This window comes from Budvicia aquatica DSM 5075 = ATCC 35567 (genome assembly GCF_000427805.1).
Classification (GTDB): domain Bacteria; phylum Pseudomonadota; class Gammaproteobacteria; order Enterobacterales; family Enterobacteriaceae; genus Budvicia; species Budvicia aquatica.
Genome location: NZ_ATYS01000011.1, coordinates 67584 through 91416 on the forward strand (window position 1 = coordinate 67584; position 23833 = coordinate 91416).

General features: G+C 46.1%; 25 protein-coding genes. 13 read left to right on the forward strand and 12 right to left on the reverse strand.

Annotated elements, in window-relative coordinates; all coding sequences use genetic code 11:
- Positions 1–46: 46 nt before the first annotated feature.
- From glpD to glpE, 4 genes are all read right to left on the reverse strand, one after another.
- The gene (gene glpD, locus YWE_RS0106995; protein ID WP_029093881.1) at positions 47–1552 is read right to left on the reverse strand and encodes a glycerol-3-phosphate dehydrogenase; all 1506 of its coding nucleotides are present in this window, start codon (positions 1550–1552) and stop codon (positions 47–49) included.
- Positions 1553–1852: 300 nt separating this feature from the next.
- Complete coding sequence (locus YWE_RS0107000) at positions 1853–2614, reverse strand: DeoR/GlpR family transcriptional regulator (RefSeq protein ID WP_029093882.1); 762 nt, start codon at positions 2612–2614, stop codon at positions 1853–1855.
- Between the two features lie 49 nt (positions 2615–2663).
- Positions 2664–3491 carry a rhomboid family intramembrane serine protease GlpG gene (gene glpG, locus YWE_RS0107005; RefSeq protein WP_029093883.1) on the reverse strand — a complete coding sequence of 276 codons (828 nt, stop codon included), beginning with the start codon at positions 3489–3491 and terminating at the stop codon, positions 2664–2666.
- A gap of 267 nt (positions 3492–3758) precedes the next feature.
- Positions 3759–4082: a thiosulfate sulfurtransferase GlpE gene (gene glpE, locus YWE_RS0107010; RefSeq protein ID WP_029093884.1), complete on the reverse strand. Its 324-nt coding sequence runs from the start codon at positions 4080–4082 to the stop codon at positions 3759–3761.
- A 301-nt stretch (positions 4083–4383) separates the two neighbouring features.
- Between glpE and otnK the strand changes: the two genes are divergently transcribed.
- From otnK to YWE_RS0107050, 8 genes are all read left to right on the forward strand, one after another.
- The gene (otnK, locus tag YWE_RS0107015) at positions 4384–5646 is read left to right on the forward strand and encodes a 3-oxo-tetronate kinase (RefSeq protein WP_029093885.1); all 1263 of its coding nucleotides are present in this window, start codon (positions 4384–4386) and stop codon (positions 5644–5646) included.
- Positions 5639–6277, forward strand: a complete 639-nt coding sequence (otnC, locus tag YWE_RS0107020) for a 3-oxo-tetronate 4-phosphate decarboxylase (RefSeq protein WP_029093886.1) — start codon at positions 5639–5641, stop codon at positions 6275–6277. Before otnK ends, otnC begins: the two co-directional genes overlap by 8 nt.
- A 23-nt stretch (positions 6278–6300) precedes the next feature.
- The gene (locus tag YWE_RS0107025; RefSeq protein WP_029093887.1) at positions 6301–7098 is read left to right on the forward strand and encodes a DeoR/GlpR family DNA-binding transcription regulator; all 798 of its coding nucleotides are present in this window, start codon (positions 6301–6303) and stop codon (positions 7096–7098) included.
- Positions 7091–7888, forward strand: a complete 798-nt coding sequence (gene otnI / locus YWE_RS0107030; RefSeq protein ID WP_029093888.1) for a 2-oxo-tetronate isomerase — start codon at positions 7091–7093, stop codon at positions 7886–7888. The genes YWE_RS0107025 and otnI overlap by 8 nt, the downstream gene beginning before the upstream one ends.
- Before the next feature lie 96 nt (positions 7889–7984).
- Complete coding sequence (locus YWE_RS0107035; RefSeq protein ID WP_029093889.1) at positions 7985–8791, forward strand: beta-keto acid cleavage family enzyme; 807 nt, start codon at positions 7985–7987, stop codon at positions 8789–8791.
- Between the two features lie 61 nt (positions 8792–8852).
- Entirely contained in the window at positions 8853–10190 is a 1338-nt protein-coding gene (locus tag YWE_RS0107040) for a bile acid:sodium symporter family protein (protein ID WP_029093890.1), read from the forward strand.
- Between the two features lies 1 nt (position 10191).
- Positions 10192–10611 (forward strand): GlcG/HbpS family heme-binding protein, encoded by a 420-nt coding sequence (locus YWE_RS0107045; protein WP_029093891.1) that lies wholly within the window; start codon positions 10192–10194, stop codon positions 10609–10611.
- 26 nt (positions 10612–10637) lie between these two features.
- Positions 10638–11294, forward strand: a complete 657-nt coding sequence (locus YWE_RS0107050) for an aspartate/glutamate racemase family protein (RefSeq protein WP_029093892.1) — start codon at positions 10638–10640, stop codon at positions 11292–11294.
- Between the two features lie 80 nt (positions 11295–11374).
- Here the strand turns inward: YWE_RS0107050 and rpoH are convergent, their stop codons facing one another.
- The 4 genes from rpoH to ftsY form a co-directional block, all read right to left on the reverse strand.
- Positions 11375–12232 (reverse strand): RNA polymerase sigma factor RpoH, encoded by an 858-nt coding sequence (rpoH, locus tag YWE_RS0107055; RefSeq protein WP_029093893.1) that lies wholly within the window; start codon positions 12230–12232, stop codon positions 11375–11377.
- A 260-nt stretch (positions 12233–12492) separates the two neighbouring features.
- Positions 12493–13461 (reverse strand): permease-like cell division protein FtsX, encoded by a 969-nt coding sequence (ftsX, locus tag YWE_RS0107060; protein ID WP_029093894.1) that lies wholly within the window; start codon positions 13459–13461, stop codon positions 12493–12495.
- Positions 13451–14122 carry a cell division ATP-binding protein FtsE gene (gene ftsE / locus YWE_RS0107065; RefSeq protein WP_029093895.1) on the reverse strand — a complete coding sequence of 224 codons (672 nt, stop codon included), beginning with the start codon at positions 14120–14122 and terminating at the stop codon, positions 13451–13453. The genes ftsX and ftsE overlap by 11 nt, the downstream gene beginning before the upstream one ends.
- A 4-nt stretch (positions 14123–14126) precedes the next feature.
- Complete coding sequence (ftsY, locus tag YWE_RS0107070; protein WP_029093896.1) at positions 14127–15686, reverse strand: signal recognition particle-docking protein FtsY; 1560 nt, start codon at positions 15684–15686, stop codon at positions 14127–14129.
- A 350-nt stretch (positions 15687–16036) separates the two neighbouring features.
- On the opposite strand from ftsY, the gene rsmD reads away from it, so the two are divergent.
- Genes rsmD through YWE_RS0107085 form a run of 3 tightly spaced genes read left to right on the forward strand, consistent with a single transcriptional unit; the run spans position 16037 to position 17591 of the window.
- Positions 16037–16639: a 16S rRNA (guanine(966)-N(2))-methyltransferase gene (gene rsmD / locus YWE_RS0107075; protein WP_029093897.1), complete on the forward strand. Its 603-nt coding sequence runs from the start codon at positions 16037–16039 to the stop codon at positions 16637–16639.
- The gene (locus YWE_RS0107080; protein ID WP_036015400.1) at positions 16632–16907 is read left to right on the forward strand and encodes a DUF1145 family protein; all 276 of its coding nucleotides are present in this window, start codon (positions 16632–16634) and stop codon (positions 16905–16907) included. Before rsmD ends, YWE_RS0107080 begins: the two co-directional genes overlap by 8 nt.
- Before the next feature lie 57 nt (positions 16908–16964).
- Positions 16965–17591 (forward strand): lysoplasmalogenase, encoded by a 627-nt coding sequence (locus tag YWE_RS0107085; RefSeq protein ID WP_029093899.1) that lies wholly within the window; start codon positions 16965–16967, stop codon positions 17589–17591.
- Between the two features lie 54 nt (positions 17592–17645).
- Here YWE_RS0107085 and tusA read toward each other — a convergent pair whose 3' ends face one another.
- Complete coding sequence (gene tusA / locus YWE_RS0107090; protein WP_029093900.1) at positions 17646–17894, reverse strand: sulfurtransferase TusA; 249 nt, start codon at positions 17892–17894, stop codon at positions 17646–17648.
- 323 nt (positions 17895–18217) lie between these two features.
- Between tusA and YWE_RS26850 the strand changes: the two genes are divergently transcribed.
- Both YWE_RS26850 and YWE_RS0107100 read left to right on the forward strand, forming a co-directional pair.
- Entirely contained in the window at positions 18218–18916 is a 699-nt protein-coding gene (locus YWE_RS26850) for a 7-cyano-7-deazaguanine/7-aminomethyl-7-deazaguanine transporter (protein WP_051323240.1), read from the forward strand.
- Positions 18917–19019: 103 nt separating this feature from the next.
- On the forward strand, positions 19020–19580 hold the full coding sequence (locus YWE_RS0107100; RefSeq protein WP_029093901.1) for a DcrB-related protein: 561 nt from the start codon (positions 19020–19022) through the stop codon (positions 19578–19580).
- Between the two features lie 85 nt (positions 19581–19665).
- Here the strand turns inward: YWE_RS0107100 and glpC are convergent, their stop codons facing one another.
- Genes glpC through glpA form a run of 3 tightly spaced genes read right to left on the reverse strand, consistent with a single transcriptional unit; the run spans position 19666 to position 23766 of the window.
- Positions 19666–20865 (reverse strand): anaerobic glycerol-3-phosphate dehydrogenase subunit GlpC, encoded by a 1200-nt coding sequence (gene glpC, locus YWE_RS0107105; RefSeq protein ID WP_029093902.1) that lies wholly within the window; start codon positions 20863–20865, stop codon positions 19666–19668.
- Positions 20862–22133: a glycerol-3-phosphate dehydrogenase subunit GlpB gene (glpB, locus tag YWE_RS0107110; RefSeq protein WP_029093903.1), complete on the reverse strand. Its 1272-nt coding sequence runs from the start codon at positions 22131–22133 to the stop codon at positions 20862–20864. Before glpB ends, glpC begins: the two co-directional genes overlap by 4 nt.
- Positions 22123–23766, reverse strand: a complete 1644-nt coding sequence (glpA, locus tag YWE_RS0107115; protein ID WP_029093904.1) for an anaerobic glycerol-3-phosphate dehydrogenase subunit A — start codon at positions 23764–23766, stop codon at positions 22123–22125. The genes glpB and glpA overlap by 11 nt, the downstream gene beginning before the upstream one ends.
- Positions 23767–23833 lie beyond the last annotated feature (67 nt).

The following is a 23833-nucleotide window of genomic DNA, read 5'->3' on the forward strand; positions in this document are numbered from 1 at the left end:
GACTGGCATTCACTTAACTTAATAAGTCAGCTGATGCGTTATCAAATTACTCAGCAAAGGCGACTTTTTTGCCGACCGTCTCTTTCAGCCATTCAGCCACGCGCTGTTTCTGAGCGTCATCCAGCCACATACCCAGCTTAGTCCGGCGCCAGATAACATCATCTAGCTCAACCGCCCACTCGTAAGTGGTCAGATATTCCAGCTCGGCCTGATATAAACCGTGACCAAAATCTTCACCTAAATCAGCCAGGCTGGCTTTATTTGCCAACAGCATTTCAGTGCGCGAGCCATAGGTATGCGCAAAGCGGATGGCCAGTTCATCGGGTAACCAGGTGAACTTACGGCGTAGCTGGGCAACGTAACTGTTACGGTCAGTTCCCATGTCACCACCGGGAAGCGTACCGTTCTTCGTCCATGCATTACCAATGCCCGGATAATAGTGTGCCAGCTTCTCAATGGCATGTTCAGCCAGTTTACGATAAGTGGTTAACTTACCGCCAAACACTGATAGCAGAGGGGCCTTACCAGCTTCATCAGCCACTTCCAGCGTATAGTCACGGGTTACGGCCTGCGCTGAATCGGATTCATCGTCACACAGCGGGCGCACGCCAGAATAAGTCCACACGATATCATCTTTATTTAGCTGCTTTTTAAAGTGGTCGTTATACACTTTCAGCAGATAGTTAATTTCGTTTTCATCAATTTTTACATCATGCGGATCGCCGTGATATTCAACGTCAGTAGTACCGATAATGGAAAAATCGCCTAACCATGGAATCACGAACACAATACGGTTGTCTTCGTTTTGCAGAATATACGCCTGAGATTCGCTATGTACTTTTGGTACAACGATATGGCTACCTTTAATCAAGCGGATACCGCGCGGTGATTTAAGCTGTAGGCCTTCATCAAAGAATTGTTTTACCCAAGGACCGGTTGCGTTTACCAGACCTTTAGCACGCCAGGTCAGAGTTTCACCGGCGACCTCGTCAAAAGCTTCAACCACCCAAATTCCGTCTTCACGCCATGCGCGGGTCACTTTGGTTTTAGTGCGAACTTCACCTCCGTGTTTCACAACTTCTTGCGCATTTAGTACCACTAAGCGGGCATCATCAACCCAGCAGTCTGAATATTCAAATCCGCGGGTCAACTCTGATTTTAATACTGAATCAGGGCCGAACTTCAGGCCATTACTGGCTGGTAGGCTGGTGCGTTTACCTAAATGGTCATAAAGAAACAGACCAGCACGAATCATCCATGCCGGACGTAAATGTGGTTGATGAGGTAAACGAAAACGCATCGGGAAAGCGATATGCGGAGCTAGCTTTAATAATACTTCACGTTCAGCCAGCGCTTCGCTCACTAAACGAAATTCATAATGTTCTAAATAGCGTAATCCGCCGTGGATCAGTTTTGAGCTGGCAGATGAAGTTGCACAGGCCAGATCTCGGGCTTCCAGCATCAAAACGGAAAGTCCACGACCGGCAGCATCTGCAGCTATACCAGCACCATTAATACCACCGCCGATAACAATTAAGTCTTTGGTTTCCACTTGTAACCACCTCATCATGCTCGCAAGAGCTCAAAAATGTTCGATTTCGAACATAATTGTAGACAAAAACAATCAGGTTAGCTAGTAATTAACCAACTAAAAACATTTTCGCGTGATCTGGATAACATTAAATCCACAATAAATTAAAGGTTACTGCGAAAAAGTGAGACATAGAATGGATAATTGGCGTGGTTTTAAGAAAATAAAAATAAAAAGCTGACGGTTTGGTGGGATAGCACCAGACCGTCAGCGTTGATCTTATAGAAATAGAATAAGAAACTCAGCGCTAAATTCGAAGAATTAGCAAAGCTCCAGCTTCACATCAAACTGCTTAATAATGCTCATTACGCTGGCAGGAGGCTCTTCATCGGTAAACAGGTAGTCAATCAGTCCCATATTACCTAGGTTAACCATCGCGTTACGGCCAAATTTAGAATGGTCGGTCACCAGCATCACGCTACGCGAGTTCTCGATAATTGCCCGCTTAGTCCGCACTTCATGGTAATCAAATTCCAGCAGGCTACCATCCATATCGATCCCGCTGATACCAAGGATTCCGTAATCCAGACGAAACTGAGAAATAAAATCTAAGGTCGCTTCACCAATAATTCCACCGTCACGAGAGCGGACTTCACCACCGGCAAGAATCAAACGGAAATCTTCTTTACCCGTCAACAGCGTGGCAACATTTAGATTATTGGTCACCACTCGCAGGTTTTTATGGTTTAACAGCGCGTGGGCTACCGCTTCCGGCGTAGTACCAATATCAATAAATAGCGTTGCACCGTCAGGAATATGGCTGGCGACGCGCTCGGCGATACGCACTTTCTCTTCCAACCACATCACTTTACGATCGTGATATGCCGCGTTTACGGCTGAACTGGAAGGTAAGGCAGCACCGCCATGGTGACGCTGGATCTTATTTTGCTCAGCCAGTTCATTTAAATCGCGACGAATAGTCTGCGGGCTAACACCAAAATGTTCTACCAGCTCTTCTGTGCTGACATAACCGTGCTTACGGACTAAATCTATAATCGATTCATGTCGTTGAGTTTGTTTCACTTCAAAACCCTAAACGCGTTTATCCTGACGCGCCCCTTATTATTGTTTATTAATTTCTTTTTGAAGACCGGGTGTCCCACCATGCGAGCGCAAGACCAACAACTAACCCACCAATATGAGCCGCATTTGCTACCGATACACCCAACATATCAAAGTAGCCAACGGCTAACCATACTAAGGCAAATATCATTAATGAGCGTTGCATATAAATTCCCCGCTCCGGCGCACGTTCGCCCGATAACCAGGAATATCCCATTAATGCATAAACAACGCCCGACAAACCGCCAAACGAACTACCACTAAAAATAGCCTGTCCGTATCCGGACAAAATCGCTGATAGCACGGTAATCTCTAATAGCTTGCCGGTCCCTAATCGTCTTTCCAGAGGCCCACCAAGATACCACCACCATACGAGATTGAAGAGAATATGCATCAGAGAAAAGTGTAAGAAAGCATGGCTAACCCAACGCCATATCTGAATATATTGGCTACTATCGGAAGGATAGGCTAACAGGTTAAACATCGTATTATCAAATACCTGCATTAAACCGTAAACCACAACGCAGATAACAATGACGCTCAGTGTCAATGGCCCGGCCTGAGAGCGCAGGTTTGCCAGCGTATCGCTTTTCCGATAAACAATATTGGCATTTGAACTGCCTGACTCCCAGCTGGCCGCTAAATAACGGGGATCGCTGGGATTATCAATAAACTGCTGTAACTCATGACGAACCATTTGCTCTGACGATGTATCAGCCAGCCACAGTTCTACCTGATTATTCTGATGACGAACTTCAATATCAATATGAAGTGTGGCCATATAATCGACAAAAGCCTGAGCCATTCGGGGATTAGAAAAAGCAATTAATCGAAGCATCAGAACTCACTTAAGCTTTAACGAAATGATTTATATCAAAAAGTGATTAATCACGAATGTATCACCTCATCAGTGATTCAACAATCTGATAATCTTTCTCAATAATAGCGCGCATGAAACGAACATAATTTACCACAATGGGTGTAGTTTCTGGAGATGTTGTTCAACCGAATCAGATTTATAGACAAGGAGAGAATAAAAACTGGCGAGATGAGTAAACGATTGGGCCACCTGAGATGGCTAGCTAAACAGACAACCCAACGTTATTTAAGCTTTAGCAACATGCTGAGGATAGTGGCGTAACCAAGATTCATAGCCACCTTCAATACTATAAACCTGTTCAAATCCCTGATGGACTAAATATTGTGCGGCTCCACGACTGCTAATACCGTGATAACACATCACAAAGATAGGGTGATCTAATTCTGTTTGCTGCATAAACCCGTTCAGATTGGCATCTGTCAGGTGAATTGCCTCAGGCACGTGGCCCGACTGAAAACTGGCCATATCGCGAATATCAACCAAAGTAGCATCGCCCTGCTGCAGCCGGACGTAAGCCTCACTAACGCTAATTGTTTCAAACTGCTCCATAACAACCCTATACCCTATTAAAACACTCAACTATTATAATCATAATTTCTTTTTCATACATCTAATTAATGCGATCACACATGTGGTTGTTATCACATCTCAATCCCCAAAAAACGCTCACGCTAATATTCACATTGAGATGTGAAATTATGATAAACACTGTTATCTATATTATTCAACAAGATAACCAATTTAACTCACGACTATTTATCTTCCAATATGTGAACTATGTCCTGTGAATGTGAAGCAAAAAGACACAAACTTTCACACAATCTCTCATCAACGAAATTGAAGATGAATCATGACAATAAAACTGGGTGTAATTGCAGACGACTTTACCGGATCAACCGATATCGGTTGTTTTCTCTCTTCTGACGGGTGGCAAGTTATCCAATTTGTTGGAACCCCTGAAGCGCCGCTCACTGAATGCCATGCTGATGCCTTGATCATTTCGTTAAAGAGTCGCTCCTGCCCGGTACAACAGGCTATTGAGGAATCGCTTCTGGCCTGCCGCTGGCTAAAAGCGGCCGGATGCCAGCAAATCTACTTTAAATATTGCTCAACCTTTGACTCAACCTCAGAAGGCAACATTGGCCCGGTGACGGATGCGCTATTAAATGAATTAGGTAGTGACTTCACCCTAATTTGCCCTGCTCTGCCGGTGAACGGTCGTACGGTTGTGCATGGACACCTATTTGTTAATGGCCGCTTGCTGAATGAGTCAGGCATGCAAAATCATCCGATTACCCCGATGAAAGACGCTAACCTCATGCGGCTGATGGACTCTCAGGCCAACGGTAAAACCGGATTAATTGATTTAGAAATACTGCATCAGGGCCCTCAGGCGATAGAACAAAAAATCATCGATTTGCGTCAGCAGGGTTACCGATATGCCGTCACGGATGCTTTAACTTTTGATGACTTACGCTGCCTGAAACCGGTTATCTCCAAATTTCCATTGTTAACCGGGGGATCAGGTTTGGCGAAGGTGATGGCCGAATATGCTGATACCAGCGATGCCCGAGCGCATACCCCGGCTTACCCGAATAGAAATGCGCCGGCGGTGGTGTTATCAGGGAGCTGCTCAGTGATGACTAATCAACAGGTTGCCCGCTATCAACAAATTGCACCCTCGTATGCACTGGATGCAGAGCGCTGCTTAAACGATAAAAAATACCATCTCTTGTTGGCCGACTGGGTTTTACAGCAATCATCAGAATGGGCCCCTTTGGTTTATGCCACTCAGGAACCTGAAAAAGTCAGAGAAATTCAGCAGACATATGGCGTTCAACAAATCGGCCTCGCTATAGAGCGGACCTTTGCCGGTTTGGCAAAGCATTTAGCTGAGAACGGTTTTAACCGATTCATTATTGCCGGTGGTGAAACATCCAGTCTGATAGTACAGGAGCTGGGTATCAACAAACTGGAAATCGGCGGACTCATTGCCCCCGGTGTTCCCTGGGTCAGAGATGGCGATCGTCCCGAACGCTGGCTGGCATTAAAGTCAGGTAATTTTGGCCATATAGATTTTTTCCAATATGCACAGGAGCTTTGTCATGACTGAGTCCGAATTACGCCAACAACTTGTTGCACTAGCCCATTCGCTGTTTATGCGCGGATATAGCAGCGGTGGCGCTGGCAATATCAGTCTGATGCTGCCCGACGGAGCGTTATTGATTACGCCAACCAATTCCAGCTTTGGCGATCTCAATCCTGAAAGTCTGAGCAAGATAACGCTGAAGGGAGAACGACTGTCCGGCGATCGGCCATCCAAAGAATATCCGATGCACATTGCGCTCTATCAGCAACGGCCACAAACCGGTGCAGTGGTGCATCTGCATTCACCTTATCTTACCGCGCTCTCCTGCCTGGCTGATTTAAATCCGGAAAATTGTTTACCACCAATAACCCCCTACTACGTTATGCGCGTGGGCAAACTGCCTCTTATTCCCTACTTCCGGCCCGGCGATCCAAAACTGGCCTTGGCAGTAGGAGAATTGGCGGTTAACCACAATGCCATGTTGTTGGCTAACCACGGCCCGGTTATTAGCGGAAAAAACATCAGAGAAGCGGTGTTTAATGCAGAAGAGTTGGAAGATACGGCCCGATTATATCTCCAGCTAAAACCGTTTAATTACGTCACATTAAGTCAACAACACGTGGATGAACTTAATTGCGTGTTTAAAGCCAGCTAGTAACAAGGTGTCAGGAGATCTCAATGTTGCCAGATGAACGCCATAACTTCATTTATAACCACCTTCATCAGCATCAAACTGCCACAATTAACCAATTGGCAAAGTTGATGGAAGTCTCCCATATGACGATACGTCGGGATATTCAATCAATGGTTGATGAGGGGAAGGTGATTGCCATCAGCGGTGGAGTAAAGCTACATGACGCGCTTAAGCAAGAGCTTCCTTATGTTGAGAAAGCCATGCTGCATCACCAGCATAAGCAAAAAATTGGCGAACTGGCAGCTCAACTGATTGAGGCTGGCCAAGTGATTTACTTAGATGCGGGAACCACCAGTTTTGAAGTTGCACGTCACATTGCCAAAAAGCTGAATAAAGTGACGGTGATTACCAATGACTTCACTATCTGTAACTTCCTGATGAATATGTCTCATATCAATTTGTTCCACACCGGCGGGCAGGTTGACTTACGTAATCGCTCCTGTGTCGGGAGCAGTGCCGCAAACTTTCTACTTACGCTCAATATTGATGTTGCCTTTATCAGCACCAGTTCATGGGATTTAACTCACGGGCTATCAACCCCGGAAGAAGGCAAAGCGCTGGTTAAAAAAGCGATCATCAGCGCCTCTCGCCGAAAGATTTTAATTTCAGACAGTAGTAAATACGGAAAATACGGCATGTTCCATATCAGTCATCTTAATGAACTGACTGACATTATTTGTGATAACCAATTAGATGCCGAAACTCAGCAAAATCTGAGAGCGTTAGGGATTAATCTACATCTGACCCACAGCAGGCAGGGTTCCGGAGGTCATCATGCTTAAGTTCGCGGCTAATCTGACGATGATGTTTAATGAAGTCCCCTTTATTGAGCGCTTCAGTGCCGCGGCAGAGGCGGGTTTTCAAGGGGTTGAATTCCTGTTTCCTTACCAGTATGACGCCGATGAATTGCAATCGATTATCAGCCGGCAAGGTTTAACTACCGTGCTATTTAATGCGCCGCCGGGCCAGTGGCAGCAAGGTGAACGTGGCCTCGCATCATTGCCGGACAGGGAGCACGATTTCCGTGACAGCATCGAACAGGTGATTTATTACGCCAATATATTAGATTGTCGTCAGGTTCATATTATGGCCGGAAATATCCAGCCGGAGTTAGCGCCACGGGAACAGCAAGCTCAGTTTATTAAACGACTTAGCTATGCCGCTGACCGGTTATTACCACAGGGTATCCGTATTCTCATTGAGCCGATAAATCCTGTTGATATGCCCGACTATTTTTTAAAAACGCTGGATCAAGCCCAACAAATTATTCATCTGGTGAATAAACCAAATATCGCGATCCAGTTTGATATTTATCACTGCCAGAGAACTCAAGGAAATATTTTAAATTCATTAGAAAAACACATCAATAACATTGGACATATTCAAATAGCTTCAGCTCCGGATAGGCACGAACCGGATAACGGCGAAATTAATTACCCATGGCTATTAGAAAAGTTAGAACGAATAAATTATCACGACTGGATTGGCTGTGAATATTATCCAGCCGGAAATACAGCTGAAGGATTAAGCTGGCTTCATAAGATAAATCATAATTTATCGAAAAAATATTAAAAACACATTAATACCAAGAAATATTAAAAATGGCGTTACGGTTGGGTATTAATCAACCTTAAACCCTCGGTTAATTCTTTTATTCAGGAGTCAATTATGTCTGACAAAGTCATCATATCTGTTGCGCCCGTTTCTGCCAGTTCCACCCGGGTTGAGCCAGAGGAAGTTGCTCGAGAAGCAATAAAATCGGCTCAATACGGTGCATCGATTGTCCATCTACACGTGAGAGAAACCGACGGTAGATTGACGCCGGATGTTACTGCTTTTCAAAAAACCATCGACCTCATCAATGAGCAAAGTGAGCTGATTATTCAAGCCTCTACCGGCGGTGTTTCTTCAATGAATATAGAGCAGCGTTGTGCGCCATTAGAGTGCCCTAATGTCGAAATGGCATCGCTAAATGTTGGTTCCGTTAACCTGGGACCTTATGTCTATTTAAACCCTGCCGACGATGTCCTTTATTGTTCAAAGAAAATCGTAGAGAAGCGCATTATTCCTGAGTTTGAAGTGTTTGAGCTGGGAATGGTAAATAACATCAAAATGTTAATGGATGAAGTCCAATTTACTCAGCCGATGCTTTACAACATCGTTCTGGGCCATAAAGGATCTACCCCTGCGACTGTCGATGCATTAATTGCTATGCGTCAATTTATTCCTGCCGGAGCGCTATGGGGAATTACTCATTTTGATCGACGTGACTATTCTCTGATGGCGGCAGCAATAGGCTTAGGCGCTTGTGAAGTCAGAATAGGATTTGAAGACAGCTATTACATCAATCCGACTGAACAAGTCACTGAAAATTATTTATTAGTCAAAAAGTTGGCTGACCTAATTAAAGCTATGGATAAAAAGGTCGCTACTCCCGATGAAGCAAGACAGATGTTAAGTATTAAAAAAAGGTAAATGCAACGCATTTATATAAGCATTATTTACCATGAAATAAGAACCATAAAGTGAGGGTAATATGCATTTTAAGTCCATGATATATAATTTCGGGCTGGCCATGTCGGCGCTGGGATTAATATTAACGTTGATAGGTTTAGTTGGCGATATTCCCCCATTATGGAATCCGGGAATGGTCATGTTTACCGTCGGGCTAGCGATGGGAATTGGGCGTTGGGAAAACTTACGTTCTTTTAGCTTTACCGTGTGGATTATTGCCGGGTTCGTTGCTGCAATGATTTATTCAACCGAACTGATCGTTTGGGGCGGTTTTAATATTACGCATAAATGGATCGTGTTCTTAGTGATTCAGGCAACGATGTTCAGTATGGGAACCAAGATCACTTTGCGGGACTTTATTGACGTGATGAAAATGCCGTGGGGAGTCTTTGTTGGTACCTTCTGTCACTTTCTAATCATGCCGTTATTAGGGTTCAGCTTAACAAAGATTTTCTCATTTCCGCCGGAAGTTGCCGTTGGCATAATTCTGATTGGCTCCTGTTCAAGTGGCTTATCATCAACCGTGATGATCTATATATCGAAAGCCAATCTGGCACTGGGTATTTCCGTAACGGCAGTATCGACACTGGTTGCAACGTTAATGACGCCTCTGTGGGTTAAAGTGCTGGCTGGTTCATTAATTGAGATCCAGCTACTGTCGATGATTATGGACGTGATCAAGATCGTGCTAATCCCTATCGGCGCAGCCATGCTCCACGATTATCTGAAAACCTATGCATCTGCTACTGGCAAACGCGTGGTTCATATACTGATGTATATCAGCATTGCGTGGCTAATATTTATCAGCACAGGCGGATGGGGTTCTCTGATTGAACCTATGAGCGCCGAAAATCAGATGATGATGATCGTCGTGAACTTTGTTGCCGGCGGTATTATCTGGAGCGTGTTCTATAACTGGCTGCTGAGGAAAAAACCCGGCATCGAGAAAATTATGCCAACCATATCCATGCTGGGCATTATCTTCTTTACCACCACAGCCGCAGCTGCAGGCCGTGACAACCTGATGCAGGTTGGCCTCGCATTATGTCTGGCTGCATTCCTGCACAATATTGGCGGATACGGTATCGGTTATTCTATGAGCCGCTGGGTATTCCGCTTAGATGAGGAATCATCACGAACCATTGCCTTTGAAGTCGGCCTACAAAATGGCGGTATGGCCTCCGGTTTAGCTGCAGCTATGGGGAAATTAGCAACGGTCGGTCTGGCCTCTGCCATTATGACCCCGCTAGGTAATATTACCGGTTCACTACTGGCTAACTACTGGCGGCGCAAAGAGATTAAACCGAAACCATCAACCCCAGTAACCACTGCATCATCATCGGCTATTCAGGAGCAATAATATGACAACTAAAATAACATTATCATTAGCTCAGCAAGCGACGGCTCTCGCCCTATCCCTTGCCTCCAGCGAATACAATAATCGTGCGCTTAGCGTTGCCGTTTGTGACTGTAATGGCTCGTTACTGGCCTTTAACCGCATGGACAATGCCAAGCTATTAACCATTGAGCTAACCCAGCGAAAAGCCTATACCGCAGCCCGGCTATCGACTAAAACGCTGGCATTTCTCCAACGGCTACAGAAAGAAAATCTGGATATTCAATACTTCGGAGATAGTTTGCTGACCGCGTTGCCCGGAGGGATACCGGTATTCTCACCCTCAGGTGCACTGGCCGGTTCCGTCGCCATTGGCGGACTATCCGCCGATGAAGATCATCAGGTGGCCGAAAAAATCGCCCAGTTTTTAACCGACATCTTATAAGTTCAGACTAACTAAAGGATATAACAATGAAGAAAGTCGCTCTGTTCCACACCAGCTCAGCCACCTTGGCTATGATGCAAGACCTCACTGCCAAATTTATTCCCGGTGTTGAAATCATGCATATTATTGAAGATTCAATGATCAAACAGGTTATGAGAGAAGGCGGACCAACCCCGGATATTAATGCCCGCATTGCCGCCTATGTTCAAAATGCTGAAAAAGCAGGCTGCGATATTTTTATGACCGCCTGTTCATCTATCGGTCATAGCGTTGAGCAATGCCAGTTTATGGTCAATATTCCGGTCACCCGAATTGATGAGGCCATGGCCAATGAAGCCATTAATATGGGGCCTAAAGTTACGGTTCTGGCTACGGTTGAAACTACGCTAAAACCTACGCTGGCCTTTATCAGCCAGAAGGCTAAAAGTGCAAATAAACAGATTGAACTGAAATCTATATTAATGTCAGAAGCCTTTGTTGCCCTACTGGACGGTGACAATCAAACACACGATAAGATTGTCAGCGACGGACTGAAGCAGGCGATTGCAGGCAGTGATGTGGTCGTTCTGGCGCAGGCCTCCATGGCCAGAGTACTTGCCGGTATGGATACCCCAGCGGTACCGGTACTGACTTCGCCAGAATCAGGCATTAAATGGCTTAAAGCACAGTTAGATAAAAGCTGATAAGCGATAAACTGGCATAAAAAAAGGTGGCTGTAATAGCCACCTTTTTCATTAATTAAACAATTCAGCGTAAAAGCAAATTAAGCTTCAATCGCTACGCGCAGTTTTTTCATCGCGTTCTTTTCAAGCTGACGAACCCGCTCAGCAGAAACCCCGTAGTTATCGGCCAGTTCCTGAAGCGTTGCCTTAGACTCATCATCACTTAACCAACGGGCGCGAATTATATGTTGGCTACGCTCATCTAACTCGCTTAACGCGTTAGTCAGCTTATCTGCGGCATCGTTGTCCCAGTTTTCTTCTTCAATGCTTTCAGCAAAGTCAGAGGACTTATCTTCAAGGAACATTGCCGGAGCCACAACGCTGCTCTCGCTGTCATCATCAGCGCTGATATCAAAAGCCATATCCTGAGCCGCCATGCGGGACTCCATTTCAAGTACATCTTTACTTGAAACCCCCAGCTCTTTGGCAACTAATTCAACTTCATCTTGATTAAACCAGCCTAAACGCTGTTTAGATTTACGCAGGTTAAAGAATAACTTGCGCTGAGCTTTAGTGGTCGCGACTTTAACGATACGCCAGTTACGCAGCACATACTCGTGAATTTCAGCCTTAATCCAGTGAACGGCAAAAGAGACCAGACGCACACCCACTTCCGGATTAAAACGGCGAACGGCTTTCATCAGACCGATATTACCTTCCTGAATTAAATCAGCCTGCGGTAAACCATAGCCAGAATAGTTACGAGCAACGTGAATAACAAAACGCAAATGGGACAGGATCAACTTCTTCGCTGCCGCCAAATCGCCGTTATAATGCAGCCGTTCAGCCAGGTCTTTCTCCTCATCCGCCGTTAACATTGGATAGGTATTGGCAGCCCTGATATAGGCCTCCAAGCTACCTTGGGGAACCAGAGCTAAAGTTTGCATTTCTGTAGTCATTCAAACCCTCTCATTTAGAAACAGATGAAATCGTGTATTTTAGAACCGTTTGGCCAGCGATCTTCTTCGACCAAAAATATAGGGTTATCGCTATTGATTATTCGTGGTTTAGACCCTAAATCTAGATACAAGTTCGAATCTGAATCAAATTTTCACATCATTATCGCGGATGTTGCACCGGTTTCCCCTATCGGGAAACTGGCCAATATTTTAACGCACAAATTCGTTTATTCAAGCCTATGAGTATATCAAAAATTAAACTACCTTGGTGTAAATTGACGTAAATGTCTGACCGTTGCTAACCAAGCAGCAATCCAGCCAATCATGGCTGAAACCACCAGCACTAACAGGCTCTCATCCCAGCTCAGACCGGTGACCGAGAACAGGGTACCGAACACTTTAGCCGTTTCAGCCACGCTAGAATCCAGTTTCCACACTAAAGCCTGAGACATAATCAACGAGAATAGTGCACCAAATAACCCAAGCAGCATGCCGCCATTCAAGAAAGGCCGTAAAATAAAACCATCGGTGGCACCAATCAGCTTCATGATGCTGATGGTTTCCCGGCGACTGAAAATATTCAGCCTGACGCTGTTACCAATCACTAAGAAGACCGCGATAATCATCAATACAGCAATAGTACCGGAAATATTACCCACGAGTTTGGTTAACGCCGAAAGCCGTGAAAACCAGCTATCATCCGTTTTAACATCGCTAACACCCTGAAGATTGCGAATGCCTTCGCGCAAAGTAACCCGTTTGTCAGAATCCAGAAAATCAGTTTTAGGTGTCACAATTGCCAGTGCCGGTAACGGATTATCACTTAGCATATCCAGCGCTGAACCAAATCCTGACCATTCGCGGAATTCACTTAATGCGTTATCCCGAGAGATATAATTTACATTTTCAACGCCGTCTAAGGCCTGAAGCTGACTCACTAATCCGCTTGCCGCCTCATCACTGACTTTTTTATCCAGATAAACGGTAATTTGTGGAGTCGGATACCATTGATTCGCAGCGTGATTAACGTTTTTCCAGACTAAATAACACAGGCTGGGTAACGTAATAGAGATGGCAATCACCATCACGGTCAGAAAAGTAGCCAATGGCTGGCGCATCATATCAAGAAAGGTGTTATTCCAAGCATAACGCCACTGCTCACGCCATCCGCCGGTATTTCGGGTCGTTTTTTGCGCCTTAGGTTTGGCTTTAGGTTGATTAGCCCGCATAGCTATCACCTCCGCTCAGGCGGCCCTGAGATAGGGTCAGTACCCGATAGGAACGGCTGGCGATCAACCCGGTATCATGGGTTGCCATTAGCACTGTCACTCCCGCCCGATTAAACTCTTCAAACAGCCGTAGAATACCGGCAGACAGCTCATTATCTAAATTACCGGTAGGCTCATCGGCTAGCAACACCGCGGGTTTATTAACCACCGCACGGGCTATTCCGACTCGCTGTTGCTCCCCGCCGGAAAGCTGAATAGGTAGGCATTTAGCCTTATCCAACAGGCCTACTTTATCGAGTGCTGCTGAAGCCCGACGGCGAATCTCTTCCGGGCTGGCTCCGCTAATAATTAGCGGTAATGACACATTGTCATAGGCCGTACGGTCGGGAAGTAAATTATGATCCTGAAAAATCATGCCTATCTGGCGACGCAGAAAAGGAACTTCTGCATGTTTCAAACGGCTTACATCATGGCCGGAAAACCAAATATGACCGGCGCTCGGTCGCTCAATGCCACAAATCAGCTTGAGCAGAGTACTTTTCCCTGCTCCGGAATGGCCGGTCAAAAATGCCATTTCAGCCTGCTGCAGGTGAAAATTCACGCCCTGCAGCGCTTGCTGTCCACCTAAATAAGCTTTGCTGACCTGTTCAAAACGAATCATCGTTTTAATCCTCTCGGGCAAAAAGTGCCTCAATAAAATCATTAGCTTTGAAAGGACGTAAATCCTCAATACCTTCGCCTACCCCGATATAACGGATAGGAATACCAAACTGATCGGCAACGGAGAAGATAACTCCGCCTTTTGCCGTGCCATCGAGTTTGGTTAACGTGATGCCGGTTAATCCGATAGCTTCAGTAAACAGTTTAGTCTGGCTGATGGCATTTTGGCCGGTACTGGCATCGATAGTCAGCATCACTTCATGGGGCGCATTCTCATCCAGTTTTTTCATTACCCGAACAATTTTCTTCAGCTCTTCCATCAGGTGAGACTTATTCTGTAACCGGCCAGCGGTATCAGCAATAAGTACATCAACGCCTCGAGACTGGGCGGCCTGAATGGCATCAAAAATAACCGAGGCGGAGTCTGCCCCGGTATGCTGAGCGATAACCGGGATCTTATTGCGTTGCCCCCAAACCTGTAGCTGCTCAACGGCTGCAGCACGGAAGGTATCACCTGCGGCTAACATGACCGACTTACCTTCTGCCTGAAACTGGCGCGCCATCTTACCGATAGTTGTGGTCTTACCCACTCCGTTTACACCTACCATTAAAATGACAAAAGGTTTATGTCCGGTTACATCAAGAGGAATATCGACCTTATCTAAGATCTCACTCATCTCTTCTTTCAGCTTTCCATACAACGCTTCTGCGTCTTTTAAATCTTTGCGAGTTGCATGCTGGGTCAGGGAAGTAATGATTTTACTGGTGGTGCTGACACCGACATCGGCAATCAAGAGCTGCTCTTCCAGCTCTTCGAACAACTCATCGTCAATACGTTTACCACGGAACAGGCCAATAAAACCGGAGCCCAGATTCTCTTTAGTTCTTAGCAGGCTGCGCTTTAAACGGGCAAAGAAACCCTCTTTGGTTGGCCGCTCTTGCTCTTGTTGCTCATCTGAGTCAGGCGAATTTAGCGCTTCTTCTGGCTCATCGAATTCTGATTCCAGAGCATCTTCTATCTCAGAGCCCAGATCCGGCTCATCAGCAATATCGATATCGTCGTATTGCGCTTTCGCGTTCTCAGCCAGCGCCGTTTCAACTTCATCATCAGAGGCCGTTATTGAGCCGGTATCTGTGGTCTCTGATCGTGACTCGATAATCTGAAAAGTTTCGGTCTGAGGTTCTACCAACGGGGTTAACGGCTGGTCGTAAACTTCAACGGGAGAATTGGCCTCGGCCGTTTGTTCCAGATTTAATTCCGGAGTGATGTCTGTAATTGGCTCAACTTCATCTTCAAATTCAGCCGGAGCCGTCTGAATATCAACCACGTCTGTTTCTAATGGCACAGCGACCGAGTGAGGTGAGATTTCATCAGATTTCGGTTGTTCAGCCTCGACCTGCTCAGCAGAAATAACCTGCTGCTCATCAGCTTGAGACAATACTTGTGCTGCCTCATCATTGAGTTGCTCTGCATCTTGTTGTAATTCTTCGTTTTGCTTAAGCTCATCATCCTGACGATTAAGGCCTAACCAGGAAAAAAAACCGCGTTTTTTATCTTTTGCCATGTTGTAAAAACAACCTCCACCCTAGTGTTACGCACGCTGTAGCTGAATTAAGTCTAACACTCATCAAGGAAAGATAGATATGGAAGACCTACAATTCGCCCGATGAGCGAATATCAATCACGAATATCTGCTTATGCCGCTATTTTAACATCCGTCAGATTAAAATCATTCAATCCATACGCATTCAATGAGATAAACTTTAAATTCGCATGAAACGGCCATTAGTAGCCCAAAATGTGTGCATCAATTCAAGTCTGAATGCGATACTCAATAAAGCGCATTCTCAAATATTCAGCCTCTGTCTATAATGGCAGTTATATTTAACAGGCCGTCGGTGCATAACACAGCGTATGAGCAAGAAACCACAACAGCAAAAAGCCGGCCAGATACGAATTATCGGTGGTCTATGGCGGGGACGAAAACTTCCTGTACCGGATAGTCCCGGATTACGTCCAACTACCGATCGGGTACGAGAAACTTTATTTAACTGGATAGCACCGGTGCTACACGATGCCCGGTGTCTTGATTGCTTCGCGGGTAGCGGAGCCTTAGGTTTTGAAGCCCTTTCCCGTTATGCGGGCAAAGCAGTGTTATTGGAATCAGAAAGAAATATCGCTCAACAGCTTCAAAAAAATCTGGCGCTGTTAAACTCAGATAAAGGACAGATCGTCAATGCTAATGCCTTGAACTGGTTGGCTCAACCCGGAACGCCCTTTGATGTTGTATTTCTCGACCCGCCGTTTCGCTGCGGTTTATTAGCCGAAACCTTCCGGTTACTTGAACAGCAGGGCTGGCTGGCAGATGAAGCATGGATTTATGTCGAAGCAGAAATAGAGCATTCTGCCGTCGATGTACCGGCAAGTTGGCAGCTTCATCGAGAAAAAACGGCCGGTCAGGTTGCGTACCGGCTTTATCATCGTCAGTTAAACAAGCAGGAGCAGGGAAATGATTAAAACACTATTTATTAATCTGGGTCGCCTGTTAATGCTTGGGGTTTGGGGAATACTATTGCTTAATCTCTTTCAGCCATTTCCCAGCCCGCTAAAATATTTTATGCATGTGGCGATGGCATTTATGTTCTTTATGCATGGACTACAGTTGATCATGCTAAAAACCACCTTGCCTAAGGACGGCGAAAAAATAAGCGGATGGCAAGAATTCCGCATCTTTGTGTTTGGCGTCTTTGAACTATTGGCCTGGCAGCGAAAGCAGAAACAATAACATCTCACCGCTTCTCGACTAACGTTGCCATTAACAATGCCAATTAAGGATATATTTATGAGTTGGCCTTTTTTAGCAGTGATTTTTTCTGGCTGGATATACGTTGATGCCGCTTATCGCGGACCTAAGTGGCAAGGCTGGATTTTTAAGCCTATCACTATGCTACTGCTTTTGCTCTGGGCATGGCAGGGACCGGAGATGACCACCTTCAGCTACCTGATCTTATTTGGCCTATTAGCCAGTCTGGTTGCTGACATTATTCAGATGCTCCCGACTGAACGCATGCTGTATACCATCGGTGCCCTATTTATTTCTCACCTGTTGTATACCCTGTATTTTGCTAATCCGCTTAAATTAAGCTTTTACTGGCCGCTGATTCTCGTTCTGTTTGCCGTGGGGGTTGCCATTGTTTTATTGCTATGGAATCAGCTAGAAGACATGCGCTGGCCGGTTGCAACATATATTGCAGTCACGTTATTAATGGTATGGGTTGCCGCTGAAAGCTACCTTACTCAGCCGGGCGATATGAGCTTTAGCCAGTTGGCAGGGAGTATACTCTTACTGATAGCTAATATTATCTGGCTGACTAACAGATACCGGATTTCATTTAAAGCCGCCAACGGAATAATTGCGGTTTGTTACTTCCTTGGCCACTTTATGATCGTGCGGTCGTTGCATATCTAAGCGATAACACAATATGATTTATCCCGCGCTGTCACCGGGTAGGTGCGGGATGCGTTATTCAGGACCTTTACGAATAAGGTAACGATAGGGCAGCTGTTCGGTTTCTGATGTTAGCAGTTCATGGTCCATAAAACGGCAGAATCCCGGAATATCACGCGTGGTTGCCGGATCGTCAGCCACAATTAATAGCGTTTGGCCGGCATCCATATGGCGCACTGTTTTACGGACCATCATCACGGGCTCAGGGCAGCGTAACCCTAAGGCATCCAGAGTCTTATCCGGGTTAGAAAATAAATCAGTCATTGGGTTCTCAGGTCGATCTGGCAATTAACCGCAATAGTTTAATACGATAGACCATCAGTGGCAAACATCACTCTTGCCACACAGCGCTCAGCGGAAGGTATGCTGGATATTATTAGAGGAAAACGTTCTTAAAGGTATTTTCCCAATCGCCTCAAAGATCTAATCCTTATCAAGGGCTAATCAGCCCAGAAACTCTGCAATATCACATTGCAATCACACCACAACTGAGTATGATCCCCTTCTCGCGCAATAGTGCGCCCATGGCAAAGGTTGGGTTCCCTCACCCCAACAGAGTGTTAATACTCATTAAAAAGGTTAATGACATGTTTGAGTTCTCTTCTCAACAGCGTTTAAAGGCGCTGTTATGGTTAGCATTTTTTCACATACTGATTATTGCTTCCAGCAACTATCTGGTCCAGTTACCTATTAGTATCTTTGGCTTCCATACCACTTGGGGCGCATTTACCTTTCCGTTTATCTTCCTGACAACCGATCTTACGGTCCGGGTTTTCGGTGCGCCTCTGGCCCGCAGAATCATTCTTGTCGTGATGATCCCGGCGTTAGCTATTTCATATCTGCTTTCAACCCTCTTCTATGACGGTTCATGGCAAGGCTACCAGTCTATCTATAGCTTTAATCTGGTCGTGGCCCGCATCGCTGTTGCCAGCTTTATGGCCTATGTACTGGGACAAATTCTGGATATCTACGTTTTCAACCGATTCCGGCAGATGAAAACCTGGTGGATTGCCCCCAGCATATCTGCAGTATTTGGCAACCTCAGTGATACGATAGCCTTCTTCTCGATTGCATTTTATCGCAGTACCAATACCTTTATGGCCGAGAACTGGGTTGAAATTGCGCTGGTAGATTACGTATTTAAACTGATTATTTGCGCCCTGTTCTTCCTGCCTATGTACGGAATATTGCTGAATGTGTTGTTGAAGCGACTGGTCCAGATTAATGTTTCGCAGCAGCCTCAAACAGGTTCCGACACGGATAAAAAAGCGGTAGCCCAACTATAGGCTTCGCGAAAAACAGATTTGGCGAAAAACCGGCAACAGTGATATTTTTAAGCCTGTGACGCACAGCCGTTAAGATATTTACGCATAAACTTAAGGAAGTACCATGCAGAAGTTAGTGAAAATTGTAGGTCTCTGTTTATTTGCCGTTAGCCTTGCCGCTTGTGATGGCAGCAAAGATCAGCCGGCACCTACGGGAAGTAATACATCTGCTACACAATCTGGTGAGCAAACCACGGTGCTGGGTGGAAAAGTCAGCTTTACCATTCCTGAGGGCCTGCAAGATCAGAACGGTAGCAATACCTCGCAAACCAGCAATATGGCAGTCTATGCGGATAACTCAGCCCAAAAGATGCTGATTGTTATCAGCAGTTCAATGCCGGGAGATTCGCTGGAGAACCTGATTAGTCGTATGGAATCTCAGCAAAAAATGCGTGATACCGAAATGACCGTATTGACTAAGAAAGGCGTTTCAGCCGGAAACCAAACCTTACAGCGCCTTGATACGCTTATCCGCATCGACGGTAAAAGAAACTACTCATCAACGCTGCTAACTCAAATTGACCAACAGTTACTGACTATGCAGATTACCTTCCCGGCCGATCGGCAGGCTGAAGGCGAGAAAGCGGTTCAAACCTTTATCGACTCAATTAAGATTAATCCTTAATTTTGAACGTTGCTGTTCGGGCTGATGTAAAAGGGCTACTTAATCAGTAGCCCTTTTGTTTGGTCTTAATGTGTATCGTTCTAACCTATGCTAGTGCCTTGGCCAGTAAACTAATCGGATGTTCACAACGCTTGGTGGTCGACATCTCAATTTGCCATTTACAGGTTTCGCAGTCAGTGACTACAAAATCAACGCCGCTCTCTTCTATTTGGCGAAATAGTGAAGCGCCAATACCTTGAGAGGTTTCATAGTTCTCTTTCTTAAAGCCGTAAGTTCCTGCAATACCACAGCACTGCGACTCCAGCACCACTAACTCAACGCCCGGAATACGTTCCAGCAGCGCAAGGGTATAGGCAGTCCAACCCATTTTTTCCATATGGCAAGGCGTATGGTAAGCAATACGCATTGGCGTATTTTTCAGCTTAAGCTCCCGGCCTTCAGACAGTAAGCGGTATAAATAGCGAGTTGCCAGCTCAACCTGCTCGCGTACCGGAGTGGTATCAATGCCCAGCAGATGAGGATACTCATCTCTCAGGGTAAAGGTACAGGTTGAAGAAGTGGCTACAACCGGAATTCCCTTACCAATAACCGCATCGACCAATGAGTCCGCATTGACCCGAGCCTGCTTCTTAGCCTGATCGATAAAGCCGTTAGCAATCAGCGGAACGCCACAGCATTTCTCTTTTTTCAATAGCTGAACGCCAATACCCATGGCGTTAAATACGCTGACCAGATCTTTACCTAATTGCGGATCGTTATAGTTAACGAAACATCCGTGGAAGAAGGCGATCTGCTCGTCAAATTTTTTCTGCTCTTCTGCCTGCTTACGGTACCAGCCACGGAAAGTCCCGTGAGAATATTTTGGCAACTGGCGACGATGATCAATCTTTAATGCACTATCGAGTAAGCGTTTAACGGGCTTCAGCCCAACGGTCGCATTAACAATGGGTGCAAACGGGGTAGAAAGCGTTCCCATCAGATCGGTATTACTGAGAATGGCATCGCGCAGTTTGAACTTTGGCTTGCTATAAGTAATTCTGGCACGTTGGATAATATCGCCAATCTTCACATCAGACGGGCAAGCAACTTCACAGCGTTTACAGTTAGTACAATATTTTAGGGCATCATCAAACAGAGCCGGATCTTTTAAACGCAGGCGTTCTCCGTCCGGGCCTGCTTGTTTTGGCCCCGGGTAGTTCGGATTCACCTTAGCTACCGGGCAATAAGTAGTACACACCGTACATTTAATGCAGCTTTCAAAGCTATTGTCAGTCATCAGGCTCATGCTGTTACCTCCGACATTGCCAGAATTTGTTCGGCTACGTACTGAGCACTAACCAGTGAAACACCGGCCCCACAGCCTTGCTGTAGCGGGTCATAACCCCCTAATACCGCGCCGATAGCAAAAAGATTTGAGATAGATTTACCGTCAATCATAGCGCGCAGTTGGTTATCCGTTTTTACACCAAAGCGTAAATAAGGCTGAGAAGCAAACATACTCTCTTTAGTCCAGTCAGCACGCTGAGATTCCGTCATCATGTCTAAACCAAATATTGGCTCATAGGTACGATCGAAATCAGCCACCAGTCCGTTACTAAAGAAGCTACCGCTGGCTAATACCACCTGCTCGGCAGTGACCGGAATATCTGTGTGATTACGGGTATAAATCTTTTTCACTTTATCCCCGTCAAGATCGGCACGTAATACGGCATCGCCCGGCATAAACTGCCCGCCAAGCTGGCGAAAACGGCTGCGTAAAGCCTGATGCATACGAATACCTAATAAAGACGGCGGTAATGTAGGGACCAGCATAACTGGCTTACCAACCCGGCGACATAGCAGTGAAACCGCATCCGGATTATCTAGACCGATACAGGCCGGTAAAATTACCGCGTCAACATCCTGAGCTAAACGGACAAGCTCGTCGGCTAATAGCTCTGTATTTTCAGCTAAGTCCAGTACCCGAGAGATGTTGGTCGCCCGAAATTCACTGGGGTTATTTCTTAAGCGGTCCAGCGCAGGAACGTGCAGATAATCAGTGATCGCCTCAATGCCTTTGCCTTCTAAAGAACCGGCGGCCAACTGAGGCTGGAAATCAAGAAACCCTTCAATTCCGATAATCGCAATGCGTTTCCATGGTAGCGCTTCACCGATGGTCGAAGTAGGGACTTCGGTAGGACTTAACCACGTTGCGCGCTGGGTTCCCAAAGGTGTCATACGCATATGATTCTGTGCAACGTTACCGGTGAAGCTTAGCCCGCAGTTAATCAGTAGTCGTTCAGCCTGTTGCGCCATTTGACTGACGCAATCAGCACCCAGCCGGGAATATGGATGTTCCGGCGACTGCTTAGCTAAATCTTCCAATGCATCCAGCGGATTTTTCACTACGGAGCCATCAGGCATGTAGCTTAAGAAATCCAGCGACCCTGAAGAGAAATGGAGAGCACTCTGCCCGGCACTGATAATAGCGCAACGCTTGCCCTGCTCAGCCAAACGAATACCGCAGGTTAGCCCGGCCAAACCACCACCAATAATCGCGATATCAAATTTCATCATTTTTCTCCTCTCCGGAGGACGCCTCTAAGCCACAAAGCCCCAGATAAACCCAACTGGTAAATTCACTTTCTCTCAGTGCATCGCCCCAGGCGATAGGTCTGACACCTTTCCACCGTTCATTCAGGAAAGTAGAAAGCTGAACCAGAGATTGTTGAGGGGTTGAAATTTTAAAACGGTTTAGCAAACCGGCGGCACGACAGGCACAAAGTTCACCCTGACAGGTCCCCATGCCAACGCGAGTACGGCGACGAAGATCGATAAGATTATTAACCGTTAATGATTCAACGGCATAACGCACTTCTCCGGCAGTCACGGCCTCACATTCGCACACTAAGCTATTATCTAACCGGCCATTATCGACCATCTGAGTCGCTCGGTCACCGTGACGATAAACGGCAGAGCCTCGAATCGTTGACGGTAACGACACCACTTTACGTAGAGTCTCTTCGGCGGAATGTCGGGAACCCGGTAAGGCTTCCTCTGCCGTAGTACATTTTGCGCTGTGGCCTAACTTCTCACAGACCTTATCTGTCGCCCATTCAGCCATCAGTCGATAAGTCATTAACTTACCGCCAGTAATAGTAACAAAACCTTCAAGGCCATCACGCACCGCATGGTCCAGCAGAACAATACCACGGCTTACGTTACGACCTGACGGATCATCATCGCTGGCAACCAATGGGCGAACACCTGCGTAAGCGCGCAAAATACGCGTTTTAGCTAATCGCGGAGAGAGTTTTGCACCTTCACGAATTAAAACGTCCACCTCTTCCGGCGTGACTATCATGTTGTCGATCTGATCGTATGGAATTCGGGTTGAAGTAGTACCAATTAAAGAAATAGTATCGCCGGGGACCAGAATATCCGCATCCGCTGGCTTACGACAGCGGTTAATAACCATATTATTAATGCGATGCCCCATAATCAGCAGCGCACCTTTAGCCGGGAACATGCGTACGCGCAGATCGGCATACTCGGCAATATTCTGCCCCCAGATTCCCCCGGCATTCACCACCAAAGAAGCGTAAATCTCACGGGTTTCTTTCTTATAATGGTCATAGACTTTTACGCCGGTAACGCGGTCGTTCTGACGCAATAGACCGATTACTTCATGGTAAGTCAGTACCTGAGCGCCATGTTCTCTGGCATCCAGCATATTTGCAGCCGTTAAACGGAAAGGGTCAACGGTGCCGTCGGGTACTCTGACAGCCCCCAACATCGCCGGGTTGGCTGAAGGTTCAAGGCGCAGAGCTTCTCTTGGATCTAATGCCTGAGCATCAATACCCGCCTCTTGGCAGGCTTGAATAAACTTAGCCTGAAAGGAGATATCATCTTCAGGTAAGGTCAGGAACAGCCCGTCGGTGGGTTCAACACAGTGGCGGGCAATTCGTTTTAGAATTTTATTTTCTTCAATACATTCGCGGGCCGATTCCGCATCGGTCACGGCGTATCGTGCACCGCTGTGGAGTAAACCGTGGTTACGGCCGGTCGCACCGGTAGCTATATCAAAACGCTCGAGCAGAACGGTGCGTAATCCTCGACGAGCACAGTCCCGTGCCACTCCGGCACCGGTAGCTCCGCCACCAATAATGATGACATCCGTTTCAGTTGAGGGAAGAGTGTTCATCATAAATGGTTCCCGCCTTTATCTGTCAAATTCATAACCTGATTTATGACCCTATTAAGGCATATTTTCA

Coding starts and splice junctions, on each gene's coding strand:
- rpoH (WP_029093893.1), bottom strand. CDS start 12,232: ATGACTACAGAAATGCAAACTTTAGCTCTGGTTCCCCAAGGTAGCTTG.
- glpB (WP_029093903.1), bottom strand. CDS start 22,133: ATGAAATTTGATATCGCGATTATTGGTGGTGGTTTGGCCGGGCTAACC.
- YWE_RS0107050 (WP_029093892.1), top strand. CDS start 10,638: ATGAAGAAAGTCGCTCTGTTCCACACCAGCTCAGCCACCTTGGCTATG.
- glpA (WP_029093904.1), bottom strand. CDS start 23,766: ATGATGAACACTCTTCCCTCAACTGAAACGGATGTCATCATTATTGGT.
- tusA (WP_029093900.1), bottom strand. CDS start 17,894: ATGACTGATTTATTTTCTAACCCGGATAAGACTCTGGATGCCTTAGGG.
- YWE_RS26850 (WP_051323240.1), top strand. CDS start 18,218: ATGTTTGAGTTCTCTTCTCAACAGCGTTTAAAGGCGCTGTTATGGTTA.
- rsmD (WP_029093897.1), top strand. CDS start 16,037: ATGAGCAAGAAACCACAACAGCAAAAAGCCGGCCAGATACGAATTATC.
- ftsY (WP_029093896.1), bottom strand. CDS start 15,686: ATGGCAAAAGATAAAAAACGCGGTTTTTTTTCCTGGTTAGGCCTTAAT.
- YWE_RS0107085 (WP_029093899.1), top strand. CDS start 16,965: ATGAGTTGGCCTTTTTTAGCAGTGATTTTTTCTGGCTGGATATACGTT.
- YWE_RS0107025 (WP_029093887.1), top strand. CDS start 6,301: ATGTTGCCAGATGAACGCCATAACTTCATTTATAACCACCTTCATCAG.
- ftsE (WP_029093895.1), bottom strand. CDS start 14,122: ATGATTCGTTTTGAACAGGTCAGCAAAGCTTATTTAGGTGGACAGCAA.
- otnC (WP_029093886.1), top strand. CDS start 5,639: ATGACTGAGTCCGAATTACGCCAACAACTTGTTGCACTAGCCCATTCG.
- glpG (WP_029093883.1), bottom strand. CDS start 3,491: ATGCTTCGATTAATTGCTTTTTCTAATCCCCGAATGGCTCAGGCTTTT.
- YWE_RS0107045 (WP_029093891.1), top strand. CDS start 10,192: ATGACAACTAAAATAACATTATCATTAGCTCAGCAAGCGACGGCTCTC.
- glpC (WP_029093902.1), bottom strand. CDS start 20,865: ATGAGCCTGATGACTGACAATAGCTTTGAAAGCTGCATTAAATGTACG.
- YWE_RS0107035 (WP_029093889.1), top strand. CDS start 7,985: ATGTCTGACAAAGTCATCATATCTGTTGCGCCCGTTTCTGCCAGTTCC.
- YWE_RS0107100 (WP_029093901.1), top strand. CDS start 19,020: ATGCAGAAGTTAGTGAAAATTGTAGGTCTCTGTTTATTTGCCGTTAGC.
- ftsX (WP_029093894.1), bottom strand. CDS start 13,461: ATGCGGGCTAATCAACCTAAAGCCAAACCTAAGGCGCAAAAAACGACC.
- glpE (WP_029093884.1), bottom strand. CDS start 4,082: ATGGAGCAGTTTGAAACAATTAGCGTTAGTGAGGCTTACGTCCGGCTG.
- YWE_RS0107080 (WP_036015400.1), top strand. CDS start 16,632: ATGATTAAAACACTATTTATTAATCTGGGTCGCCTGTTAATGCTTGGG.
- YWE_RS0107040 (WP_029093890.1), top strand. CDS start 8,853: ATGCATTTTAAGTCCATGATATATAATTTCGGGCTGGCCATGTCGGCG.
- otnI (WP_029093888.1), top strand. CDS start 7,091: ATGCTTAAGTTCGCGGCTAATCTGACGATGATGTTTAATGAAGTCCCC.
- otnK (WP_029093885.1), top strand. CDS start 4,384: ATGACAATAAAACTGGGTGTAATTGCAGACGACTTTACCGGATCAACC.